Consider the following 26,572-nt stretch of genomic DNA (forward strand, 5'->3'; position numbering starts at 1 on the left):
GTTAGTCACTTAATGTTATGAGCGATCAAATTAAGCATGAATGCGGTTTCGTATTAATAAGATTACGTAAACCACTGGAGTATTACAAAGAAAAGTACGGGACTTGGATGTATGGACTCCATAAGCTGTATTTACTAATGGAAAAACAGCACAACAGAGGGCAAGATGGCGCGGGAGTGGTAAGCTTAAAACTTGATCAAAAATCCGGAACAAAATATTTATCCAGACAACGTTCCAATAAGCAAAACCCTATCCAGGAGGTTTTTAAACGAATCAACATGGCCATGGGTAAAATTGATGGCAGCTCCACTGAATTAATGAAAGATCCAGAATGGGCAAAACAAAATCTACCCTTCTGTGGAGAACTATACCTGGGACATCTTCGCTATGGTACTTTTGGAAGAAGCAGCATTGATTACGTTCATCCGGTGATGCGTGAAAATAACTGGCGATCAAGAAACTTAGTATTAGCTGGCAACTTTAACCTAACGAATGTGGATGAAATTTTTGAAAACCTGGAAGACCTAGGTCAACACCCCAAAGATTTTACCGATACAGTGACCATGCTCGAAAATGTGGGTCATTTTTTAGACGAAGAGAACCAACTACTATTCAGACAATATAAAAACGAAGGTTATACCAACCGTGAAATCTCCCACAAAATAGAAACCGATCTTGATGTGCGAAAAATACTGGAACGCTCCAGTCGCAGATGGGATGGTGGTTATGTGATCGCTGGTATGTTTGGGCACGGCGACTCTTTTGTTGCACGTGATCCATGGGGCATCCGTCCTGCATCCTATTATCTCGATGATGAAGTGGTGGTGGTGGCCTCTGAGAGAGCTGTCATTCAAACAGCCATGAATGTTGCCATACGCGACGTTCAGGAATTAAAACCCGGTCATGCCCTCATCGTTAAAAAGAATGGAGAAGTATCAGAAGAGTTAGTGCGCGTTCCTCAGGAACGTAGATCCTGCTCCTTCGAAAGAATTTATTTTTCAAGAGGAAGTGACAAATACATCTACCAGGAAAGAAAGAAATTAGGAAAGTTACTCGCACCTACCTTATTAAAAATGGTAGACTACGATCTTGAAAAAACGGTATTCTCTTATATCCCAAACACAGCCGAAACCGCATTTTACGGTATGATTGAAGGCGTAAGAGATGCCTGTGATAAAATAAAAATTGAAAAGATAAAGAAGCTGGGCAGTGATATCACCGACGAAAAACTCGAGAAGATCATGCAAGTAGAACCCCGCTTTGAAAAGATGGCTATCAAAGACGTCAAAATGAGGACCTTTATTGCCGATGACGAAAGTCGCGACGACTTGGTGGCTCACGTCTACGATGTCACCTACGGAATCGTTAAAAACCAAGAAGACACCTTGGTAGTCATTGACGACTCTATTGTCAGAGGAACCACTCTGAAAAAAAGTATCCTCAAAATATTAGACAGGTTACATCCCAAAAAGATCATCATTGTATCATCGGCTCCTCAAATCAGATATCCGGACTGCTATGGAATAGACATGGCCAAACTAGGAGATTTCTGTGCATTCCGTGCAGCCATCGAGCTGCTTAAGGATAGAGGCATGAAAAACATTATTGATGATGTTTATAAAAAATGCAAGGAACAACAAAACCTTCCCAAAGAAGAAATTGTAAATTACGTTTGTGAGATCTACAAACCTTTTAGCCCTCAAGAAGTATCTGACAAAATAGCCGAGATGCTCAAACCGCACGACATAGATGCTGAAGTAAGTATCGTTTACCAATCGGTGGAGAACCTTCACAAGGCATGTCCAAACGACAAAGGAGACTGGTATTTCACAGGTAACTATCCAACACCTGGTGGCAACAAAGTGGTCAACACTTCGTTCATCAACTTTATGGAAGGACGAAACGCCAGGGCCTACTAATAAAATATTCTGAACACAAAAGGCTGCCATGGTTAATGCATGGCAGCCTTTTGTTATTTTTTAAGATGATTTCTTTCGTGTAATATCCGTTTTGCGGTTAAAACATAGGCATACAGATCGCTCGGATGATGATGTATCTTAACCTTGCTGCGCTTATGTCCCAGGCGAACTACAATGGCATTTTCATTTTTAAGAACAATAATATACTGTCCATAAATACCTCTGGCATATGGTATCTGTTCTCCTTCAAGATTCAACAACCACCACTGATAACCATAAAAATCCACTTCTTCTTTATCTTCATGATCCACTAAATAACTGGCAGGGGTGATGGATTCTGTCATATACTTTTCTGTTATTAGCTGCTGACCATTAATATTTCCTTTATGAAGCACCACTTTACCAATACGGGCAAAGTCGCGGGCATTGCTATTAAAACAACAATAGGCTTTTTCATCACCTTTGGATTGATCCATACTCCAAAGTGCATCATTTTCTGCGCCCAACGGCACCCATAATTTTTCTGAAGCATAGTCCGACAAACTTTTACCCACTGCATTTTTCAGTATTAAAGCCAGCAGCTGCGTATTTCCGCTTTTATAATTAAACGCTACACCGGGCTTTTCAACCACCTTTAAATCCCTCACCAGTTGATTTACATGTTTACCATAATAAGCCTGCGTAGTAATGGAGAAAGGGCTCGTATAGCTCTCCTGCCAGTTCAAGCCGGAGCTCATGGTCAGCAAATCTTTTATTTTCAACTGATCATTGGGTTTCTCTTTGTACTCGGGTATAAAATCGCCCACATATTGGTTCACATTATCAATATACCCATCCATAATGGCTGCCCCAATCAGTAAACTCACTATACTTTTTGCTGCTGAAAATGAATTTGACAATGACTGCTCATTATATTCATCCCAGTACTCTTCATACACAATTGAGTCATCTTGTATGATCAGATAAGCAACCGACTCATAATGTTCTAAGCTATCTCTCTCATGCGGCAGCAAAGTAAACTGCATATAATCTTGTGAAAAGCCCCAAGGATTAGGCCTTGCGGCCCTTACTGTTCTATTATCAAATATGTGATAGTCATCAATTCCGGGAAACAGGTTGACCAATGCGTTTTGTGCATAATATGGCAAGAAGGCATAAGTTATCCCCAGTATACCAACCAATACACAACATCCAATGACAAATTTTCGCATCATATACACCCTTTATTTAAAAATTAAACAAGCTCATCCTCCGGCACCCACTCTTTAAATTTGATATATTCGGGGAAAGCCTCAGGCTTATAGATAGATTTTCCACTCAAGGCTCTTAAACATTCCTGAATACCCTCCGCAAGGCTGGGGTGAGGATAAAAAATCTTAAGCACCTCCTGCAGGCTATTGCCTTGATTAATCAGGTGAGCCACAGAAACAATATAAGCCGAAGCTTGAGGTCCTCCAGCACGCATTCCTAATATTCGAGGCTGCTCCTCATTACTCACAATAATTTTTATAAACCCATTGGTACTCCTCATGGCAATAGCCCTGTTTACCAACTTATTAGAATAATAAGCCACTTTATGCGCTATCTTTTTCTCTCGTAATTGTTTTTCATTGAGTCCCACAGATGCAAGCTCTGGTTTAAAAAACATCAAAGTCGACATATGAGAATAATCCAATGGATAACTGGGCGTATCTGCTATTTGCTCGGCCGCCAGTCGGCCTTGAAATTCAGCCACACTATACAATTGCGTATGTCCTGATATATCACCGGCCGCATAAATATGACAGATATTATTGCCATCCCTTAACACACAATGATCAGCTATTTCAATTGTTCCTCTCTCGGTGGCTTGAACACCAATGTTACTTAACCCAAGCTTTTCGGTATTGGCCACCCTTCCGATGGCCACCAATGCCACATCCACCTCTATCACCTTACTATTACCCGCATCATAATCCAAAATAACCTCCAAATGATCAGGATACTTATTAATGGTTCTAAGGTGAGCCGTATGATGAATAATCACTCCATTATCCTCCAAGTTTTTGGAAACAAACTGACTTACATCATCATCTTCATAGGGTAAAACACGATTGGCACGATCTAACAGGTGCACCTCGGTTTGTTTAAAATTGCTAAAAATAGTGGCTATTTCGCAACCAATAATACCCGACCCGATGATCAGCATGCGTTCAGGAAATTTCTTCAAACTCAGCAGGTCATCCGAATTAATGATTCGTTCATGATCAATCTCTAAGCCCGGCGCTTTTCGAGGCTTAGCACCTGTTGCGATGACAAAATTTTTGGCTTTCAGTGTTTCAGTTGCATCATGTCCGGTCACTGTTATGGTATAAGGGTCTACAAACTTAGCCCAACCTTTCTTCAGACAAAGAGAACCGGAACTCGACTTCTCTTCAGAGAAGGTTTCTATTTGACTAAGCATCTGATATTGCTTTTCCTTGGCAGCATGAATCACCGTTTTAATGACCATTTCAAAATCAACACTTAAACTCCCCGAGCGGTAGCCCCGGTCTGTCCTGGCTGCAACGGCATAATCCATACTCAGCTCATACATCGTTTTAGAAGTCAGGGCACCATTCATAATACCGGCACCCCCCAAGTGAGCTCCCTCCACAATACATATCTTCAGTCCAAAATCCAATGCACGCATAGCCGCCGAAAAACCAGCTGGCCCGGAGCCAATAACAATCAAATCATATTCCTTCATCACAACATTTGAGGTTTATCAAAAAAAACTAGTAGGATAATAACAAACTTAAAATATTGTTCAATCCCAACTAAAAAAATTCGTTTTAAAATACGACGTTTTTGCGAAATATTTCAACGAAAAGATGACTTATTTAGACGTATTCAACAACCAGACCGGAAGCTTATGTCGTTCTTTTTTCAATAATGAATAAGATTCCAAATCAATATACTTATCATTCACCCATTCACCTTCCCTGATAATCCCCTCATAGGTAAAGCCCAAACGCTGCGGAACCTTTTTACTGGACATATTTCCCTTACCACAACGAATTTGAATTCTATTCATATTGAGCTGATCAAAAGCATAATTACACAAGGATACAACAGCACTACTAATCACCCCTTTCTTTTGAAAATGCTCTGAAAGCCAATAACCTATATCCACTATCCGGTTAGCACTACTCAGCACTCTAATATTGATTACACCAACAAACTCCCCATTCAATTCAACAACATATACAAATTCATCTCCTTTTTGTGCAGCCTCCATCACAGTATGTACAAAGTTCACCGTATCCTGAGGATCAAGAGTCAAACGCACAAAAGGCAACCACTCTGACAAGTAAGCCCTTTGTGTATCAATTGTATTAAAAATAATAGGGGCATCACTCAACTCAATAGCTCGTAAACAGATATTATTATTCACCCAAATTCTTTTCGAAATAACACCTTCAGTACTTTCCATTTATTGAAATATTAATAAGTATAACTTATGACTTTTTTCTTTTTCTAAAATAAGGCCCGACAACGAGTTGCTTTACCACCCTCAACAACAACCAATACATAAGAACTAGAAATATGATATCGAACCAAATGATAAATTCGCGTTCTGACATGGAGTTCCCATCAAAGGAATGGTAAATGGTATAAGGTATAAGATGTAATGAATCTGGCCTTAGCATAAACAATGCCAGAGGAACCAAAACCACAAGTGGAGAACAATAATATAAAACGTTGTATTTCATATTTAAAAATTAGCGAAAACTTGCCTCCATCGCCATAATCCTGTGCAAGAAAAGCGTTTTTTTGACATGTTTCATTATTTTTATCGATTATCAAACCCAAATATAAGAATCTTTAGCCCGTAAAATAAGTCCTATGCGCACCAAGTTAAGTCAACACTCTAAACTATCAGCTATTTTTGAAACAGTTTTACTAAATTTATTTTTACATTGAGCGTTTAGCAATGAAAATAACATATTACATAACGATCGTTACGCTTATTCTTTCTTATTCCGGGTCTTTTGGTCGGAACACATCGCTGGAACCATTTGTCATCAATTACAATCGTTCGGAATACAAGGCCATGAGTCAAAATTGGGCTGTAGCCTTCGACGATATTGGCAGGGCTTACTTTGGCAATTCCGGAGGTGTGCTGGAGTTCGATGGAAACAATTGGCTACTACACCAACACAAGTCAAAATCGGCCATAAGATCTCTCTTTTTTGACAAAGACAGTAAACGCTTATACTCTGGCTGTTACGAAGACTTTGGTTACTGGAAGAGGGATAGTCTAGGCGTTTTATCCTATACATCACTAGCCGATCAGCTTCCTTCCTTCTCATTTTCGGGCGAGCGCATTTGGAGTATCGTAAAATACAAGCATGAAATTCTTTTTCAATCATTTCGATCGATATTCACGTACAACACTTTAAACAAAGAAGTCAAGTTCATTGATCCGGCAGGTGAAATATTATTTCTGAACCTGGTGCACAACAAAGTATATACCTGGGTGAGCGGCAGGGGAATCGTAAGCTATGACCAGGGTAAATTTACCACCATCAATGATTCTAAAATCACCTTACAATCAAGCATTAGATTTTTCCTCCCCAACCCAAGAGGTATCATTGTAGGGGAAGGAAAAACAGGCTTACACATATTAAAAGATGGTATACTAAAACCTTGGCATTGCGAAGCCAACCACGTACTCAAATCGCTGGATGTAAACTCTGCATTGGTCATCGACAGTAGCACTTACGCCATCGGAACCCTCAAAGGTGGTTTATATTTGATCAATGATGACGGCATTATATTAAAGCATCTGGATCGCCAATCAAAACTAGAAAACAACACTGTATTAGGCATGAACACAGACCCCAGTGGAGATTTATGGTTAGCAATGGACAATGGCATCTCTCATATAGACCTCAATTCACCCGTACATTATAACATCGATCTGGACTATGCGCCTTCCGCCATTTACTCTGTTATTGAACACCACGACTACGTATATGTGGGTACAAATAACGGCGTTTTCTACGCACGCTTCCAGCATAACCTTGCGCAACTCAACTTTCAAGATCTTAAACCATTGACAGGCATTTACGGTCACATTTGGAAGCTGGATATATTAAATAACGAACTACTGTGTGGCAATAACGACGGTATATATAAAATTAACAAAGGTACAGCCAAGGCTTTATCCATCAGCTCAGGGGGAACGGATTTCAAGACCTTTCATCACGGGGGAGAAGAATGGCTGATGGAATCAACTTATTATAAAATCCGACTTCACAAACGAGAGAACCAGCAATGGGTATTTTCGCACTTTGTAGATGGCTTTCAAGGCTCTTGCCGTTTTATAGAGATGGATCACGCCGGTTATATATGGATCAGCCACGAAATCAAAGGCTTGTACAGAATACAACTCTCTGACGACCTAAGATCAGCGGTTTCCATCGATTCGTTTGGCATAAAAAACGGACTACCTACAGATTATGGATTGAATGTTTTTAAGATCAACAACAGAGTCGTTGTAACCACTGGAGAAGAAATTTACACATACGACGACCTGAATGACAAGATGTTGCCATACAACAAATTAAATAAAGCATTGGGCAGGTTTAAGCAAGCTGTTAGAATAATCAATGCCGACAGAAATCTTTTTTGGGTCATCACCGCCAATGAAGCAGCACTCGTGCAAAACAATGCAGACAGCACGATAATCAAGCAAACGCTAACCCTGAACAGACCTTATTCTTTTCCAGACAAATATCAGAACATTTCAATCAACGACAAAGCAAGTGTACTTTGTCTTGAAAATGGAATTGCGGTTCTTCCAATCAACAATATTGATTCCTCCATGCACCTACCACTGGTCATCTCCGCCATTAACAATCCAGAAAGAGGGCGCAACACAAAGAAGTTACTTACATTAAAAAGCGATACCCCCATTCAATTAAAAAACAAAAACAATTCACTTGAATTTAGCTTAACAGCAGTAAACTTTGGTCCCAATAAAGTTAATTACCAATACCGAGTTGTGAACCTCTTGGATGCATGGATCGATAACAGGACCGAAAACGCCATCACCATCAATGACATTCCCGCAGGCAAATATACCTTTCAGGCAATGGCTGTTTATTCTGACGGAAAATCATCCAAGATAGTAGAATATCCTTTCGAAGTGTTACAGCCATGGTATGCATCCAGGACGGGAATACTTTCAATGATCGCAATAATGATCGGTTCCATTGTATTTCTATTACTGTTCAACCACCGTTTGATAAAATTACGCACCTCCGAAATTGAGCAAAAACACGAAGACCAGCACAAACAAAATAAATCTACCATTGCACAGTTACGCGAAGATGTACTAAAGAAAGAATTAGAGAACCTGCAAGGCAAACTTACAGTATCAGCCAATGCATTGGTGGAGAAGGACAAATCAATCAAGACCATCAAAAATGAACTCCATCAAATCTATAAGAAGCTTGAAGGCCGATTTCCACAACGCGACTATCATAAAATTGTTAAGGTGATTGACAGTCAGATGACCCAAAAAAGAGATATGCTGAATTTCGAACAACACTTTGCTGCATCACAAAGTGGCTTCTACGATAAGCTCAAACAAAAGCACCCCGGATTATCACCGGCTGATTTACGCTTATGTTCGCTTCTTAAGATGAACATGAACTCCAAAGAAATAGCTGTTTTATTGGGAATAACAGTCAGAAGTGTAGAAGTAAGCAGATATAGATTACGAAAAAAAATGGGACTAAAAGCCGAAGAAAACTTAACCTCTAAAATAATGGAATTTTAACCCACACTTAATAGCAGAATAAAAGACAGCACAGAAACCCGACAAAGGGGCATTATGCGATATTCAAACAAAGAAAAAACTTCTTGATCTGAAACACTTTAAAGACTTAACAAGTCATCTCATACATGCAACAGACCAAGCACAAGTTTTCCCTCTGAAAAAAGGGCATTACAACCAGTTACATCTGGTCAAAATCCCTATGGCACAAAGCGAAATTTCAGTTCATTGGATTCATCATCAGAACTAGTACCAACCCACGCTTTAAAATCACCTTCTTCCACCACTAAATCCATGTTAATATCATAAAACTTCAACGCATCCTCCGAAATTTCAAAGACAATTTTTTTGCTTTCACCGGCCTTCAGTGCTACCTTTTCAAACCCTTTAACCCATTTTGAGCGTTTTTAACGAATTTCAGCTTTTTTTCAGGCAAAATCGGTCGTTTTAGGGCAGTTTAATTTTGCAAGTAGCTGGTTATCAGTTGTAGCTTTTTCAAAAATCCATTTGTAGTACACAGGGGGGTATTGATTTTGAATAAATTAGATAGTTTCTTTGGGGCATGTATTTCAAAGTATCCATGCGCAAAAATCCAGAAACTGGAGTTTACTCTGGTTATTATCGATTGGTTGAGAGCTACCGCAACGAAGACGGTAGGGTATGCCACCGCACCATGGTCAATGCCGGATACTTAGATGATTTGAATGCAGATCAATTAGTTATAATACAAAAGCTTATCACAGAAAAGGCCGAAAACTGCAATAACCCTTTGTTCACTTATCAAGAAAGTGACGATAGCCTCGTAAATAAGTATGTTGATGAGTTTTACGATATTCTGGTAGCTAAGAAAAAAATTGACATTGTTTCAAAAACAAACAAAAAACAACAGGCAAACAAAGGCAAGGATATTCAAAATATTGATGTCAATAGCATCAAAAATAAAGATGTCCGCGAAATTGGTTCAGAGTGGATGTGCCACCAGGCATTGGAACAACTCCAGTTTGGAGGCTTTCTTGAAAAACAAGGATGGAGCGACCACGATATAAATCTGGCAAAAACACATCTTATTAGCCGAGCCGTATATCCTGCATCCGAACTTAAAACAAGTAAATGGATAAAAGAAAACTCATCGGTATGCGAAATTACGGGAACCGACATAGGAAAAGTTACTAAAGATAAGCTGTATCGGATTTCCAATAAATTATATGAAGTAAAAGAAGCTTTGGAAAACCACCTTTCTGTCAGAACCAACGAACTATTCGACATTAAGGACAAAATCGTATTGTACGATCTTACCAATACTTATTTTGAAGGACGAAAAGAACACAGCAGTATAGCGAAATTTGGCCGGAGCAAGGAGAAACGGAGCGATGCAAAGTTGGTGGTGCTTGCCTTGGTGATAAATGTAGAAGGGTTTATAAAATATTCATCCATACTTGAAGGTAATATGGCCGATTCAAAAACACTTGAAGGCATGATCAACAATCTTCGGGTAAAAACATCCACATCATCAAAAAAAGCATTGGTGGTAATCGATGCGGGGATAGCCACGGATGACAACCTGAAAATGATTGCCTCAAAAGGATATGATTATTTGTGCGTAAGCCGTGTACACCTTACTAAATACACTATTGATGCAAATGCAAAAACGGTATCAGTTTACGATAATAAAAAACGTAAAATTGAATTGTGCCGGGTTAAATCAGAAAGAAACAATGATTATTACCTCAAAGTAAAAAGCGAAGCAAAAAAGCTGAAGGAGCGTTCGATGAACGAGCAGTTCCAAGCTAGGTTCGAAGAAGGACTTCGAAAAATTAACGAAAGCCTGAGCAAAAAAGGAGGCGTAAAACGCTTGGATAAAGTTCATGAACGCATAGGTCGGTTAAAGCAGAAATACCCATCGATACAAAGATATTATAATATTGAAGTCAATGCCCTTGCGGAAGAAAAAGGTACAAGGGGCAAGAAGACACAAAAGCATCCACTTGCCTCGTCAATAGAATGGTCTGTAAAAGAAAACATTGAAATCAATGCTCGTAGTGGAATATATTTTCTGCGCACTTCACTTGAAAACTATGATGAAGATGTTTTATGGAGTTTTTACAATACCATCCGGGAGATTGAAGCTTCTTTTCGAGTTTTAAAAACCGATCTTGATTTACGCCCAATTTATCACAAAACCGATTCAAGTACAATGGCTCATCTGCACCTTGGGTTGTTGGCATATTGGGTAGTGAATACAATCAGGTATCAACTAAAAAGTAAAGGGATAAACCATGGATGGAAAGAAATCGTCCGCATAATGAATACACAAAAGGCGGTTACAACAACTGCTCAAAACGTAGAGGATCAAACTATTTCAATAAGACGTTGCTCTGAGCCTAACGAAAAAGTAAAACAATTATATGATGCTCTGAAATACAAATATGCTCCCTTTACCCGAAAAAAATCTGTAGTACACAAAATGAAAATAAAAAAATCGCAAGTGGCTACAAAACAAGAATCTCCGCCAATTTAGCTGCAATGTGGGTTAAGTTCCTTCAAAGGTCGTGTTACACTTGCATACACATCCCTCAGGTACAATTGCACCACCTCTTCTCCAAAAACACTTCCACTATTTGTAACGGTAGCTGAAATCGTTAAGGATTCCCCTGAATTCAACACATCCTTATCAAGCTTAACATCTGAAATATCAAACCGTGTATAACTCAACCCATATCCAAAAGGATATAAAGGTGAGTTTGATACATCTATATAAGATGATGTATAATCGCTGGGCACCGCCTCATTAAACGGACGCCCGGTACTTTTGGTACTATAATAAACCGGTATTTGACCTACATTACGAGGAAAAGACATCACTAATTTAGCCGAAGGATTATAATCGCCAGAAAGGACATCGGCAACAGCATGCCCAGCCATCATACCCGGGTACCACGCTTCCACAATAGCATCCATATTTTCGGCTTCCCATGACAAATCCAATGGCCTTCCATTAAAGAGAACCAACACCATGGGTTTCCCTATTTTTTTAAGCTCCTTCAATAAACTACGTTGTTCGCCAGGCAGTGTAATATTCGTTCTAGAAGCAGCTTCACCCGACCAATTATACTCTTCACCCATAGCCACCAAAATAACATCACTCTTTTGGGCTATCTTTATAGCCTCTGAAAAACCACTTCTATCCGTCTCTTTGGCAGCATAAACCTGTCTGGTATTTGGATTTATCTCAGGCAAGGAGACACCCTTCGCATATAAAAACGAGACAGGGCTATTGGAATACTTTTCGTCCAAACCTTCTTTCAGAGTAATGGAACGCTCTCTATTTCCTTTAATAGCCCACTCTCCATTCAAGCTATTTCGCTCATGAACAAAAGGTCCGATAAGAGCCACTTTTTTGGCAACATCCTTTTTCAATGGTAAAATATGGTGTTCATTTTTCAGAAGAACAATAGAACGCTGGGCCGCTTTCTGTGCCACTTGAAGATAAGCGTCATTTAGCAACACCTGCTTCTCTCTTTCTTCATCGAAATAAAGATAAGGATCATCAAATAATCCCAGTAAAAATTTCATTTCCAAAATACGAGACACTGCCAAATCGATCTGCTTCTCGTCCACTTTCCCTTCTTCCACGAGCTCCTTCAGGTGAGAAACAAAAGCCTCACTTATCATGTCCATATCGATACCTGCATCAATGGCCAACTCAGCTCCTTCCTTTAGGTCTTTAGCTACACCATGATTAATCAGCTCCTTGATGGCTGTATAATCGGTCACCACGATACCACCAAAATTCCACTTATGACGCAGTATATCAGAATACAGGTATTTATTGGCAGTACATGGTACACCATTCAAATCGTTAAAGGCAGTCATAAAAGACCCCACTCCCTGATCAACAGCGGCCTCAAAAGGAGGAAAATATACTTCCTGGAGACTACGTAGAGAAACATCCACAGAATGATAATCTCTACCTGCTTGAGCCGCTCCATAGGCAACAAAATGCTTCGCACAAGCAATCATGGTATTGGGCTTCGACAGATCAGAGTAATCGTCTATACCCTGAAACCCTTTGACCCTAGCACGAGCTACCAGCGAACCATAATAAGGATCTTCACCTGCTCCTTCCATCACACGTCCCCACCGGGGATCTCTACTAACATCTATCATGGGAGCAAAGTTCCAGGCCACACCAGAAGCCGTAGCCTCTTCGGCAGCTATGCGTGCTGTTTGCTCCATTAAACCCAGATCCCACGAACAAGCCTCTGCCAAAGGAATCGGGAAGGTGGTTTCAAGTCCATGAATCACATCAGCGGCAAAAAGCATTGGTATTTTCAATCGCGAATATTTCATATTCTGTTCCTGCAACATCCTCAAATGCTTTGCCCCAAAAACATTGAACGTACTTCCTATCATTCCTTTTTTTAGATATTCACCCGATTTATTGTCATTCACTACTCCGGTAGCTGCAAAATTTCCTGAATATTGATTCATCTGCCCAATCTTCTCATCCAAGGTCATCAGACGCAATAACGAATCCACCTTTGCCTCTATCAATCTATCCCCGCTATAGCTTTTAAACGTAGGAGCTTGATCCTGGCACGAACATAAGGTCACACTAATCAACATCACCATGGCCAGAACAACAACAAGCCTCTGTGCCTTAAAAATATGCATTATACTCTTCATTTTTTCTTTATTTTAAACATCCACTTTAAAAAATCCGGTTCTGCAAAAGCAACATCCCAACTATTATGGTTCACTCCCGAGTAAAGTGTATACCTTGTTTTACCATTCAATTGTCGAAGCACTTCGTACACTCCATAAGAATATTTGTATGGGACCACCTCATCTCTATCTCCATGAAAAAATCGGATAGGTATCTCCCCATATTTTTTCGCCAAGGCAGGATCATGACCTCCACAAATAACATTAGCAGCAGCATATTTTTGGGGCCATCGAGCTAAAAACTCAAGCGTTCCTATTCCTCCCATAGACAATCCCATGACATACACCCTTTGTTTATCCACTTTACCAGACAACAATAAACTCTCCACCAATTGATTCACAAGAAAGGCCGGTTTAGTAGGCTGATTCTCCAGAGGAAAATTAAATACCCAGTCTCCACCCTTCGTTTTTTCTTTCATCCTATGGGTCCACATTATTCCTTTGGGGCATTGTGGAAATAATACAATCGCCGGATACTTACTCCTGTTCTTTTCTTCTAAAAAAAGCTCAGAACCATGGGTCAGTTGTTTTTCATTATCATCACCCCGTTCTCCTGATCCATGCAGAAACAGAACCAAAGGATACGTTTTCCCGTCCTTCATTTTTTGCGGGTACAAGATCTGATACTTCAAAGTATCTCCCTTAAACACCCATTCTTTTTTCTCAAAACTCTTTTGTCCTGACAAAAAAGTAAATGACAAAAACAAAAACAGATAAATCACATTTCTCTTCTTCATTTTTTCAATGGCTGATATTAAACTCCAATAGACTTAATCCTTGTTTTATTTCATTATTTCCCATGAACAAATCCCATAAAAACCCGGTACGATAATTCTCTATCATACAAACAATAGGACCTTGATCAATGGCCAGATACGTTTCCGGGAACCAATCTTCCTCTACACTAAAAGCATCATAGGGACCATATTTCCCAAAAGCTTTTTCCCCAAGCTTGAAATAGATATTTTTAGCCACCTTCATACAGGCTTCCGGCGCATAAGGGAAAGAAGACAATGCAGCTGTGGGTGCTATGATTCCATAATCCCGGTCGGGCGAATGTGCCGCATATCCCATATACAACGCGTCCGCCTCTAAATCATGATGTCCACGTCCGCCATTATCCAACCATCGTTGATAACCTTTAATGGAATAACAGGCTGTCAGTCCCCAGAGATCTTCACCATACCCTTTATATCCTTTCGGATTCTGCACACAATAGCCCCTATTCATCAAGGTATGAGCCACATTAATATCCCAGTAATTAGCATAACGATCGCTACTTATTTTGGGATTAAAGCCCAGATAAGAATAATGAGCCCAAAACAGAGGACCCCCGGCCGAGGGATCTCCATTATGTTTTATCTTTAAAGCTTGCCCATATCCGGATACCCTTCCCTTTATATCGCCACTACGCGCCCATCCTTTATGGTAAGAAGCAGGATTAATGGCATAATCAGGAGAGGCAGCACCAATAATATAGGTCACCAAACACTCATTATAGCCTTGCAAGGGAAAATTCATTTCCCAACCATTATTGGGAGACCAATGCCAGAATAACACTTCGCTATTACTCTTCTCATACCAATTAAACTCGATTCCTTGCCACAGAGCCTTCATTCGCTTACTCAGTAATATTTCTCTATCTGAACCGTTTTTAAAATACTCTTGCGCACATATTAAACCTTGTGCTAAAAAGGCGGTTTCGACCAGATCTCCACCGTCGTCTTTTTGTCCAAACGGCACCATCTTACCAGTTCTACCATCTATCCAGTGTGGCCAAGCCCCATGAAAACGCTCAGTTTTCTCCAAGAAATCAGCTATTCTCTCAAATCTTTCGACACCTTCCTCTCTGCCTATAAAAGACCGTTCAATACCCACCAATAAAGCCATGATTCCAAACCCCGATCCTCCAGTGGTCACCACATGGGCATCCTTATTGGGATAAATACCCGATAGATGAATCCGCTCTCTTCCTAAACCTGAATTAGGCTCTGCTCCATCCCAGAAATACTGAAAAGTATAATACTGTATCGTATCCAGCAATTGCTGATCGGTCAGTCCTTGATAAATAGTAGGTTTATCCATAGACTTACGATCATTACGATTACCATTTGAATGATTATTACAAGCTATCAATGAAATAACAGCCCACATCAAAACCCATTTACATATATTCATCTAATTAATTTTTATCGCTTTAATTTGTTTAGACACCCCATTCTCGTTAAAGGCCTCAATACTAAAAAAATAAGTCTTATCCACATCCAATGACTTCATAAGATGCTCATTTTTACCATATATCATCCATGAGTTATACAATTTATCTGGCGCAATACCCCAGCATATATTATAACCCTGTGCGCCCTTAACAGCACTCCATGTAATAAAGGCATCTCTCCTGTCCTTGTATCTATTAACTTGAAAATTTTCAACTCTTGAAGGTCTCTTTCCATTACCATTACCAAACACTCTAAAGTCCGAAATTGCCAAATAAGGCGTTGGCACCTCTATATTTGTATATCGTACATACCTGGCATTGTGCGCTGTAGGAAGCTCCACATAATCATTAGGACTATCCTTATAGGAATTGGATTTATCTACCAACATTTCCCAATGAACCCCGTCTAATGATGCCTCCATCGTATAACGATGTCTTAGATTCGGATACCTACCATACATATTTGATTGATAGTCGTGAAAATTCACCTGCAGCGCATTAATATCCATTGGTCTTTCCAAATCTATTGTGAGCCACTCTCCTCCACTATTGCTTTCTGAAAGCCAAAATGTTTTAACATTTTCATCAATGATGTTCGCCTTGTCTTTTTCGGTGGAAGAAGAAACAGGTTTACCGTAGGACAGAAGCATCCATCCTCGAAACATTCCTGCATTTTCCTTAGCATGAGGTGCATAATGTGGATAATCACCAAAGCGTGTATTGCTGTACATCAGTCCATCCTCATCATAATAGAGGGGATGCATGCAAAGCCGGCGTTCCCAACGTTCGTTGATAGATACTGAGACAGAGCCAAAATGCCAGTACGATCCTGTCGTAGCCTGAACAACACTACCATGCCCTGCTCCATTCATAAAACCTCCCGGTTTATACACCACCGGATTATGTGGCTGATAGGTATAAGGCCCCATGGGATCACTGGCCGTATAAACACCATCGGCATACACATTGAATTCTGTACCTGGCGCAGCATACATCATGTAATAAGTACCCTTATGCTTTGTTAACCAAGCTCCTTCCATATAACCGGGGATAACAGTATCTGTATGATTTTCACCAAAACGCTCCCACCCATGCATATCTCCATGTAAGCCAAACAGTTCTGTGGTCTCTTCTTCGGCAATAAAACGATGGTTTTTCTGAAGCCTTTTTCCCCTAATGGGAAATGTATTGGAAGAGCCCCAAAAGATATAAGCCTTATCATCATCGTCTATAAAGAAATCTGGGTCTTGCAATCCACTTAAGATGGCCGGAACAATTTTCCAATCCCCTTTTTGTGGATCATCGGTATACAACAGACTCATTTGTCCTGAAGGGTCACCTGTGACATAGAGTACCGAATCTTTATAATTGTGTGCTGCCGGGGCATTACATCCCTGAAAATACCACCGTTGAGGAGTTATAAAATGCCAATTCTGTAGATCACTAGAATGCCAATATCCCAGAGAGCGGGTCACAAACATATAATATTCTCCCTTAAACTCGACCACCGCAGGATCTGCTCCTGATCGGTATGATTTATCTTTGTGGGAATCATAAATCATATAAGTATAATCGACATTTATAGGATTACAATAAGTATCTGCCTGGTATTGTGCGGATACCGCAAAACTGATGAGCGATATAAATAGTGGCTGCAAGAAAATTACTGCTTTTCCTGTCTTGGATAAGAAAGCTTCAAAGACAAGGCCATCGATATTTTTGAAACCAAGGAGTTTACTGATTGTAAATGACTGTTTCAAAAATGAGAATAACGCAGTATTTGGAGTTTTCTTGCAAAGACTAAATATTGTTATAAGTTTGTTCATATTAAAAGTATCTATGATTATTACCTTGGTCATTTATTCTATCAATAGGAGAATCCCAGTTTTGTTAAGCCCTCCTGTACTTCAGGACACGACATAAAAAGATCCCACAGTAATCCTGTTCGATAATTCTCAATCATGATGATCATAGGGCCTTGATCGATGGCCAAATAAGAGTCTGCAACCCAATCCTCTGTTACATTAAACGCATCATAAAAACCATATGCTCCCCAAAGTTGATCCCCCATCATATAATAGAAGAAACGGATGGCTTGCATGGATTCTTCAGGTGTATAAGGCAAGGAGGAAATCGCTGCTGTGGGCGAAATAACACCCCTATCGTTGGTTGGTGAATGGGCCGAGTATCCCGATTGATTATCACTTGCTGTGATTCCCCAACAATCTTGACTATAACTCACATAACCTTGGGGGTTTTCTAAACAATATGCTCGATTGATCAATGTATGACTTCTATTTTGATCCCAGTAGTTGGCGTATGTATCAGATAAATTACGAGGATCGAGACCCAAGAACGAATAATGTGCCAAAAACAATGGCCCCCCCATTGCTGTGCCAAGTGGTAACTGCATGTCATAATAGCTTTCTCCATTTACAATAGCTCCATTATTGGCCCATCCTTGATGATATACCTCAGCAGCTATAGAATGCGTTTGAGACGATGCCGCCATCACATAACTTAGCAACGCTTCGTTATAACCCTTTATCTGCATATTCATATCCCAGTTGTAGTTCGGCGACCAATGCCAATACAACACGTTCTGACCTCCTCGTGTATACCAATCCCACTGAATACCATCCATTAAATCATTGATCTTAGCAATCAGACTATTCTCATTGGTTACGGTCGAATCCAGATATTGACGAACAGTCAATAAACCAGCTGCCACAAAAGACGTTTCCACTAAATCACCTCCATCATCTTTCTGACTAAAAGGGATGACCTTGCCCGTTGTCCCATTCAACCAATGTGGCCATGCACCATGAAAACGATCTGCCTCCCCTAAAAAATCAATGATAGTATGTAACTGTTCAACACCCTCAGAGCGACTAATAAAACCACGCTCCATACCTACCACCATAGCCATAAGACCAAAGCCAGAACCACCTGAAGTCACGGTCTCTCCTGAAGAGTTCCGCTCCCTTATCAATCCGCTCACAGGATGCGCAAAATCCCAAAAATATTTAAATGTCTGAGCCTGTATTTTCGTTAAGAGCTCGTCATCGCTTATCTCTGGAAATTTATAGGTAGAATCAAGCGCGGTATAAAAACTAAAATCCAAGCCTTCATATGATTTACCAATCCGGCTTTCTATATCCGAAGCAATACGCAACTGATACTTTTTATACCCCATCAGCTTTTGATTTGCAGAAAAAGAAACTGTTTTATCATCTACCTGTGTCAAATGATAACCAACAGGTAAATTATTTGTAGAAAAAGATAAATAATCCGCCAAATCATTTGCAGCAATGGAACTATTAAACTTAAACACAATAGATGGATCCCGAGACACATCCTTAATAACATGCAACGGATTTAACTTCACACTATCCATCTCCATTGCTTTCATTATCAAGGGCGAAGAAAAAGTTAAAAAAGAAAATTCCAGGCCTCCAAAAAATGCACCATCAAAACTTTGCAGTTCATCTGAGAGCACGAGACGATAGTAGGCATTCTCATGCAATGTTTCATGATGAACTTTAAGCAGCTTGTTCTCATTCAAAAAAGAGTATTCAAGATAAAGGTCTTGACCGGTAGCATCCATCAATCGAATATTCCCTTCAACAGAAACCACATCCACCGATTTATCAAAACGAATCTCTATTACCTGATCCGTTTTAACATCCTTATTATCGAGGGATGTACTTAATTCCACATCGCCTATATAAACATAAGTAAGTCCTAGTTCTTTCGAATTATTTTCCGAAATAGAATCATCGCTGTTACATGAGGCCACAGCAATACCCAAAGACAATATAACCAATAGAATACGATCCATTAATGTTGATTAATAAATGAAAAAACATTGTTCGTTACAAACGAAAAGAAAAACATCTCCTCTTCGCAAGCATATATCAGTTTTTCTCCGACATTAAAGCCGGAGAAAAAATTTTAATTTAACAAGAGATAATCCCCCAAAGACCAGCGTAGATCATCGGAACTCAGTACACAGTCATACACTACAACCCATCATTCCTCAATAACCTAACCTCCTCAGGCGTAAGTGCTTTATTAAACAGATATAAATCATCCATTTGACCCTTGTCTGTTTTGTGCTCCCATCCCGAAAAATTTGGCTCGCCAGACATGATAGAAAGATCACCTACATCGGACCAGTTAAAGCCAGTAAGTGCCCCCTGACTAACCTGCTCTCCATCCATATAAAAAGCAGCTTCTGTAGGCGAAATTGAAATGGCAAAATGAATCCAGTCTGTTTCCGTGGTTGGATCAATGGTTGCAGGCAAGCCAGGATTAAACCATGTGGCATTTACTCCATTTCCTACTAAAAGCAGAAACTTCTGACTGGTTTCGTCACCTTCCCTCAGAAAACCAAAACCGCTCGCTTTATCAGACGGACTAAGTGGATTCGCTGGCGCAATAGAAAGAATACTTGCCCGCGTATCTGAAGCATCTATTTTCAACCAGAAACTAGCCCCAAATTCATCTCCAGAAATCAGTTCAGCAGACGGAAAAGTAAGGTAGGAATCAGCAGCACCCAGGTAAGCATCACCATGAATACCCCCTCCATAGTTAAAACTTGGATTACCAATAACAGTAGCTTCATCTCCACTCAAGGCTTCCTTATAATCACCGTTAAAGTCCATGTAAAAACCAGCCTGTTCTTTCAACATAATAGTTCGAACTTCATCCGGCGTAAGAGCCTTATTAAAAAGTCTCAGCTCATCCATTCCACCCTTTTCCACCTTGTGATCCCAACCTGAAAAATTAGGCTCACCAGACATGATGGAAAGCGCTCCCACATCAGTCCAGTTGAATCCAGACAAGGCTCCCTGACTAACCTGAACCCCATTCATGTAGAAGGCTGCCTCAGATGCAGAAATAGAGATGGCAAAATGAATCCATCCATTATCCACAGCTGGGTCAATAGTAGCTGCAGCACCTGGATTAAACCAGGTAGCATTGCTTCCGTTTCCAACCAACAGCACAAACTTCTGACTATCGGCACTTCCCTCTCTAAAAAATCCAAAACCACTCGCTTTGTCCGATGGACTATCAGGCGAAGCCGGAGCCATAGACAAAATACCTGCCCGGGTATCTTGCGCGTCAATCTTCAGCCAGAAACTGGCACTGAACTCATCTCCCGCGGCAAGCCCATCAGAAGGAAAAGTCAAGTAAGAATCTGCAGCACCCATATAGGCACTACCTCCCTGAATCCCTGTTCCAAAACCGGGATTTCCCACTATTGTTGCATCAGAAAGGCTAAGCATATCTTTAAATTCATTATTAAACGGCATGTAAAACATCTCTCCTTCGTATTGTGGCACATAGGGAGGTGCTTTGGCAAAATTCACATCCAAAGTACTTGTTTGCCCTTCGGCATCCGTGGCAAGCACCGACAAAACATGCATACCTGTAGTTACCTTATTATAGAGATAGTTTTCAAATACGATCCGATAATCCTTAAAATCAACATAGCTTTTTATTTCAGCCCCATCCACTTTTAAAGAAATGGAAGAGATCTCAATATCGTCGCGTACTTCAAAATCAAAATTAATACTTCCCACCGCATCATTTGTTTGCAACTCATAACCTTCGGGTGGAAAATGAACAGTGATTTGTGGGGCGGATTCATCAGATCCTAGATTCACTTTCGATATTCCGTCTATGTAATCCTGATCGCAAGCACTGAGTAAAAACATGCTCAGTACAAATAATATTAAATTATAGTATATCTTCATTTTCTGTAGCTTTTAATTGATTCCTTCAGCCAGTTGAGGCAATTCTGATACCTGATCCGCCGGGAATGGCAAATAGGCTTTATCCATTGAAAACACTTTACCTTCGTGAGTCAGCTCTGCGGTATTTTCTGTTCGCACCATGTCATAGTATCTTTTCCCCCACTCCATGGCCAATTCAGCAAATTTTTCATCCAACACATCTTCTGTTGTCACGTTATTCAACTCAGTCAAACCAGCACGGTTTCGCACCATATTAACAGCCTCCTCAGCAGTCATGGAAATATCACTGGTAGCTCCTCTGGTTAGGGCCTCTGCATACATCAACAACATTTCCGCATATCTGATAACAATCAAATTCTTATTACTCCCCAGTGTTGTTCTTCCGTCCACCAACTCCGTGGAAGGTTGAATATGCTTTCCACTGGCAAAAAGAAGACGCACATTGTTATTAAACACATCCCCCTCTCTATTGGTATTAGATACCCAGGCAGGAAGAGTCAGTCCTTCAGTCTCCAGTTCCGAGATACCATCCGGAGTAAACACCACACTGGTCTCTAAGCGAACTGTTTCACCTCTATCAAGCATAAATTTGATATACTTGGTTGTGGGCTCATAAAAACCCCATCCTCCACCTGCACCAGCAACCACAGGCGTCCATCCGCCAATTCCAAAGGGCTCAAAATTATGTATGAACTGATCTCCTTCTCCTTGATTAAAGTCGGAATATTGAAACTCAAGTATTATCTCATCATCAAGCTTACCCGCCTTTTTAAATAACTGATAAAAGTCGGAGGCCAATTCATATTCTCCCGAACTAATAATCGCTGAGGTAGCTGTAACCACTCCCTGATAGTCCTTTAGTTCCTGAAAAGCAATCGCTTGTAATGCATAAGCTGTAAATCGTGTTACCCCTCCTTTAATATCACTACGTTTATTGGGATTAACATCAGGCAATAAAGGAATAACTTGGTTCATTTCCTCCACTACATATTGCATCATCTCTGCCTTGCTGCTCACCGGGATATTCTGAATATTATCCAATTGATCGATAACGATACCTCCTCCAAAACTTCGCGCAATATTCAAGTACAAATAAGCTCTGATCACGCGACATTCTGCGATATATTGATCGGCCAGCACATCATCGGCCCCTGCTAACCTATATTTCTCTATCTCATCCATGGCTGAAAAAACATTAATTACATCACTATAATGTCCTTGCCATAAAGTATTTAAATTCCAATGACTCGCCAGATAATTAAAATTATCCTGTTCCTGAAGAGGAGGTTGATCTCCACCGGCATTTACATCATCTCCACGCACACCCAAGGTTAAGGGTTCCTCCCAGCCTCGCGTATATAAACCATAATAGGCACCCAACAGGGGTAGTATCATATTCTCACCAATTGCATAGTTTACATCACTGGTAAACGACGTATTCTCAAAAGGATCATCGAACTTATCGGTGCAACTACTCATAGCGAGCAGCATAAAACTTCCAATAAGTACAGGTATACAGTATGTGAATATCTTTTTCATATCTTAAAATTTGTCTTTCAATGGCCATATGGAACTCGCCAGAATTAGTCATCCTTCTGAGTGTGAAATAATTTCCATGGCTCGTTTCATATGCTTATAATTTTCTTTCAATGGTCATATGGCACTGTCAAATAAGCTGCCTGAGCTGCCCATATACCATAGATCAATTCACTTTAAAATTTAATATTAAGACCTAACGTATACACAGAGGCCACAGGATAAAATTGTCGATCAATACCATCAGACACTTCAGGATTAAAACCGTTATAACTAAAAACAGTGAGCGGTCGTTCAGCGGTAAAATAAATGCGTGCATTAGGCATATTTTCACCCAACCATTTTTTCCCATCGATGTTATAGGCCAGTTGAATATTTTGAATTCTAAAGAAGGATCCATCTTCTAACAACAGGTCACTAAATTCCTGGTTCCAACCTCGTCTCAAACCAGCAGCCGAAGGATATTTATTAGAAGTACCTTCTCCATTCCACAAATTACTAGCATAATTCGCATCAATATTCGTGTCATTGGTCCATTTAATTTCTCCTCTCTTACGATTTAGTATTTTATTTCCGCCCTGACCGCTAATGCTCATAGAGAACTCAAGCTTTTTATAAAACAATCCAAGGCTACCTCCATAAGTGAGTTTAGGAAGATAAGACCCAAGAAACACTTTATCATCATCATCTAGGACTTCACTTCCATCCTGGTCTTTAAATTTCAGATCACCAGGTACTAAGCCATTGGCTACTGCAATAGGATCAGCATCTATCTCAGCCTGGTTCTGATATACACCTGCTATCTCATAGCCATAAAATGACAAGAGCGGTTCTCCCACTTGCGAACGCTGCCTAAACTCGGCAGAGCCACCATTCAAATAGGTCTGTCCAAAGAGATCACGCACCTCATTTTTAAGGGTAGCCACGTTTGCTCCTATCGTATATTTCAGGTCTTCACCGATGGTTCCTCTCCAATTGGCAGCCACTTCAAATCCAGAATTTCTGATCACTCCCACATTTCTGGTAACACTTCCACCTTGAAGAAGAAGACTAACTGGTATGGCAGCATTTTCGGTATCTCGGACATAATAATCTGCCTCAATACCCAGTCGCATATTAAACAGCTGGGTACTGATTCCCACATTGGTTCCTTTCACAGTTTCCCAACCCAAATAACCAAATGTACTGGTTGTTACTGTTCCGTTTACTTTCTGATCATCTATTGCCAAAAACTGTGGCGAAGTTGTATTGGCACCTGCTTGGCTGGGTATCTTGTCATTACCTAGCTTACCCCAACCAGCTCTTAACTTAAAATAATTGACAAAACCTATATTTTCCTTGAAGAAACTTTCCTCGGAGATAACCCATCCTGCACCTATGGCCGGGAACGTACCCCATTTCTCTTGATATTTAGAAGTCCCTTCACGTCGAAGCGTTGCATAAGCTATATATTTACTATTGTAATTATATGCTAAACGGCCAAAATAAGAAAAGCCATAATACCTGCTTGCTCCATCTGCTATACTTTTAGAGTCTTGAGAAAGAGACTGTCCAATATACCATGCATTCTCCTCCAAAGGAATATCTTCAGCCGATCCGCTCAATGTATCATAGAACTCATCCCTATAGGCAGTACCCACCATGGCAGAAATATGATGCCCACCAAAAGTATCGTTATAGGTTAAAGTATTGTCCCAAAATTGATTAAAATACAGAGAACGATACTTACTGATAGTTGACAGCTCCCTATTTACGTCTTCGGATGCAGACAAATAATAAGGCAGACCAACATTTCTATCACTCAAATGTATGAGTGAAATATTATAACTCGTCTTAAATTTTAACTTCTCAGGCAATAAACTCATTTCAGCATATAATCCAGTCAATACTTTCCGTATATCCATGCGGTGATCACGGTATTCAAGGTCCAAAAATGGATTTTGTGTATCACGATAACCTAGCAGCTTAGCATTGGAGTAGGCACTGGGGAAATTAGTTCCTGCGGCCACAAGTGCATCGTAATTTTCCTGGTCATAAACTGGTAAAATAGGCACGGCATGATAAGCCTTAAACCAAGCGGCATCATCAGCGATGTATTTAGTAGCATTACTCACATTCACATTCACCCCGGCTTTTAACCACTTATTCACATTCTGATCTAACTTTCCTCTGATATTTAAGCGCTCAAACGAATTCTTGCCTTTCAGTAAACCATCCTGTTCAAAATAACTCAGCCCCATGGCATAGGCAGTTTTTTCGCTACCACCGGTAACAGAAAGCGCATGATTTTGTTGTGTAGCAGAGGTGTTCATGATCTCCTTATACCAATCGGTATTCACATCCGGCACATTGGGATTTATCCGGCTTCTTCCAAAGCGTTGCATGGCATTTTCCACAAATTGCAAATCTGCCGGGTCACCCACCTGATTTACATATTCCACAAACTGCTCTGCATTGGCCATTTGCAAAACATTTTGGGCCACCTGCACGCCCACATAACCATCATAGCTTATGGAAGCTTTAGACTTAAGGCTTCCAGATTTAGTGGTGATTAACACCACTCCATTGGCTGCCCTCACCCCATAAATAGAAGATGCCGACGCATCTTTTAGCACCGATAAACTTTCTATATCGGAGGGATTTAGAAAATCAATATCATCAAAGTACATCCCATCCACAACATACAATGGAGTTGAACCTCCAATGCCAGGATATGAACCCAAGCCTCTGATTCGCACTGTAGGCTCACTACCCGGTGCTCCTGCACTTACAATCTGCACACCTGCCACTTTACCCTGAAGAGCTTGCATCGTTTGTCCTGATGCCGATTTTGTTATTTCATCCGCCTTTACTGTTACAATAGACGAAGTGAGGTCCTTAACTTTTTGGGTACCATAACCCACCACTACCACTTCGTCGAGCCCTGTCATAGACTCCACCAAAGAAACAGAAATAATACTTCGATTATTAACCTGTACCTCCTGAGTATCGAAACCAATAAAACTAAATACAAGAATAGCATCCGATGGTACACTTATATGATAGTTACCATCCATATCGGTAATAGTACCTTCACTCGTTCCTTTTATAGATATGGAAACACCTATAATTGACTCTCCTGTTTGATCTGTTACCTGACCGGAAACATTAACAATGTTCTGGGCTGACACAGTAACAGCAAACAGCACAAGCATTAGATTTAAAATTAGTAATCTCATTCGATCATATTTTAGATTGTTAATAGCGCAAATATCGGTACATATAGATGGTGATACCTAACAAATAACACTCATTAAACCACAACAGACAAAATCACACCTCAATATTACCCATACTAAAGAACATATACTACTATAATATAGGCAATTACATCTGTTAATTTATATACAAATTTCACATACTTCGTTAAATTAATACATTGATTCAACGCCAACAATATCCGCATACTTTAAAAAGATAAGCTTAACTAGGCATGAATAAGTCAATTTCACAAACCCAAAGGCTTAAAGATGTACCCTTAAAAAATAAAGCACAAACCCATAAAATAAGGTACAGCTATCTTCCTTCATTCGTTCTCACAAAAAATAATTAGTAGCCATTATCC

General features: G+C 40.1%; 14 protein-coding genes and 1 pseudogene. 3 read left to right on the forward strand and 12 right to left on the reverse strand.

Annotation, left to right across the window (positions count from 1 at the left end; genetic code table 11):
* The first annotated feature begins 17 nt into the window (after window positions 1-17).
* A complete protein-coding gene (locus tag CYTFE_RS0115230) occupies window positions 18-1,919 on the forward strand; it encodes an amidophosphoribosyltransferase (RefSeq protein WP_027472487.1) in 1,902 nt (633 codons plus the stop codon).
* Between the two features lie 53 nt (window positions 1,920-1,972).
* On the opposite strand, the gene CYTFE_RS0115235 is transcribed toward CYTFE_RS0115230, so the two are convergent.
* The 3 genes from CYTFE_RS0115235 to CYTFE_RS0115245 form a co-directional block, all read right to left on the reverse strand.
* Window positions 1,973-3,133: a serine hydrolase domain-containing protein gene (locus CYTFE_RS0115235; protein ID WP_027472488.1), complete on the reverse strand. Its 1,161-nt coding sequence runs from the start codon at window positions 3,131-3,133 to the stop codon at window positions 1,973-1,975.
* Between the two features lie 20 nt (window positions 3,134-3,153).
* Window positions 3,154-4,647 carry a dihydrolipoyl dehydrogenase family protein gene (locus CYTFE_RS0115240; protein ID WP_027472489.1) on the reverse strand — a complete coding sequence of 498 codons (1,494 nt, stop codon included), beginning with the start codon at window positions 4,645-4,647 and terminating at the stop codon, window positions 3,154-3,156.
* A gap of 129 nt (window positions 4,648-4,776) precedes the next feature.
* Window positions 4,777-5,373 (reverse strand): GNAT family N-acetyltransferase, encoded by a 597-nt coding sequence (locus CYTFE_RS0115245; RefSeq protein ID WP_027472490.1) that lies wholly within the window; start codon window positions 5,371-5,373, stop codon window positions 4,777-4,779.
* 501 nt (window positions 5,374-5,874) lie between these two features.
* Here CYTFE_RS0115245 and CYTFE_RS0115255 point away from each other — a divergent pair.
* Window positions 5,875-8,730 carry a helix-turn-helix and ligand-binding sensor domain-containing protein gene (locus CYTFE_RS0115255; RefSeq protein ID WP_027472492.1) on the forward strand — a complete coding sequence of 952 codons (2,856 nt, stop codon included), beginning with the start codon at window positions 5,875-5,877 and terminating at the stop codon, window positions 8,728-8,730.
* Window positions 8,731-8,927: 197 nt separating this feature from the next.
* On the opposite strand, the pseudogene CYTFE_RS31560 reads toward CYTFE_RS0115255, so the two are convergent.
* A pseudogene (locus CYTFE_RS31560) lies at window positions 8,928-9,113 on the reverse strand (fibronectin type III-like domain-contianing protein); the annotation flags it as partial.
* A 176-nt stretch (window positions 9,114-9,289) separates the two neighbouring features.
* Here CYTFE_RS31560 and CYTFE_RS0115265 point away from each other — a divergent pair.
* Complete coding sequence (locus CYTFE_RS0115265) at window positions 9,290-11,245, forward strand: IS1634 family transposase (RefSeq protein WP_027472077.1); 1,956 nt, start codon at window positions 9,290-9,292, stop codon at window positions 11,243-11,245.
* Here the strand turns inward: CYTFE_RS0115265 and bglX are convergent.
* From bglX to CYTFE_RS0115305, 8 genes are all read right to left on the reverse strand, one after another.
* Window positions 11,242-13,413, reverse strand: a complete 2,172-nt coding sequence (gene bglX / locus CYTFE_RS26785) for a beta-glucosidase BglX (RefSeq protein WP_244880332.1) — start codon at window positions 13,411-13,413, stop codon at window positions 11,242-11,244. The genes CYTFE_RS0115265 and bglX overlap by 4 nt on opposite strands.
* A complete protein-coding gene (locus CYTFE_RS0115275; protein WP_027472493.1) occupies window positions 13,410-14,189 on the reverse strand; it encodes a carboxylesterase family protein in 780 nt (259 codons plus the stop codon). Before CYTFE_RS0115275 ends, bglX begins: the two co-directional genes overlap by 4 nt.
* Before the next feature lie 4 nt (window positions 14,190-14,193).
* Window positions 14,194-15,630, reverse strand: a complete 1,437-nt coding sequence (locus CYTFE_RS0115280; RefSeq protein ID WP_027472494.1) for a glucoamylase family protein — start codon at window positions 15,628-15,630, stop codon at window positions 14,194-14,196.
* Window positions 15,631-17,496 (reverse strand): family 43 glycosylhydrolase, encoded by a 1,866-nt coding sequence (locus tag CYTFE_RS0115285; protein WP_081736117.1) that lies wholly within the window; start codon window positions 17,494-17,496, stop codon window positions 15,631-15,633.
* A gap of 41 nt (window positions 17,497-17,537) precedes the next feature.
* Window positions 17,538-19,511, reverse strand: coding sequence for a glucoamylase family protein (locus tag CYTFE_RS0115290; RefSeq protein WP_027472496.1), 1,974 nt, complete (start codon window positions 19,509-19,511; stop codon window positions 17,538-17,540).
* Between the two features lie 181 nt (window positions 19,512-19,692).
* A complete protein-coding gene (locus CYTFE_RS0115295; protein WP_027472497.1) occupies window positions 19,693-21,432 on the reverse strand; it encodes a LamG domain-containing protein in 1,740 nt (579 codons plus the stop codon).
* Window positions 21,433-21,444: 12 nt separating this feature from the next.
* A complete protein-coding gene (locus CYTFE_RS0115300; protein WP_044214226.1) occupies window positions 21,445-22,971 on the reverse strand; it encodes a RagB/SusD family nutrient uptake outer membrane protein in 1,527 nt (508 codons plus the stop codon).
* A 173-nt stretch (window positions 22,972-23,144) separates the two neighbouring features.
* Complete coding sequence (locus CYTFE_RS0115305; protein WP_027472499.1) at window positions 23,145-26,186, reverse strand: SusC/RagA family TonB-linked outer membrane protein; 3,042 nt, start codon at window positions 26,184-26,186, stop codon at window positions 23,145-23,147.
* Between the last annotated feature and the right edge of the window lie 386 nt (window positions 26,187-26,572).

Source organism: Saccharicrinis fermentans DSM 9555 = JCM 21142 (assembly GCF_000517085.1).
GTDB lineage: Bacteria > Bacteroidota > Bacteroidia > Bacteroidales > Marinilabiliaceae > Saccharicrinis > Saccharicrinis fermentans.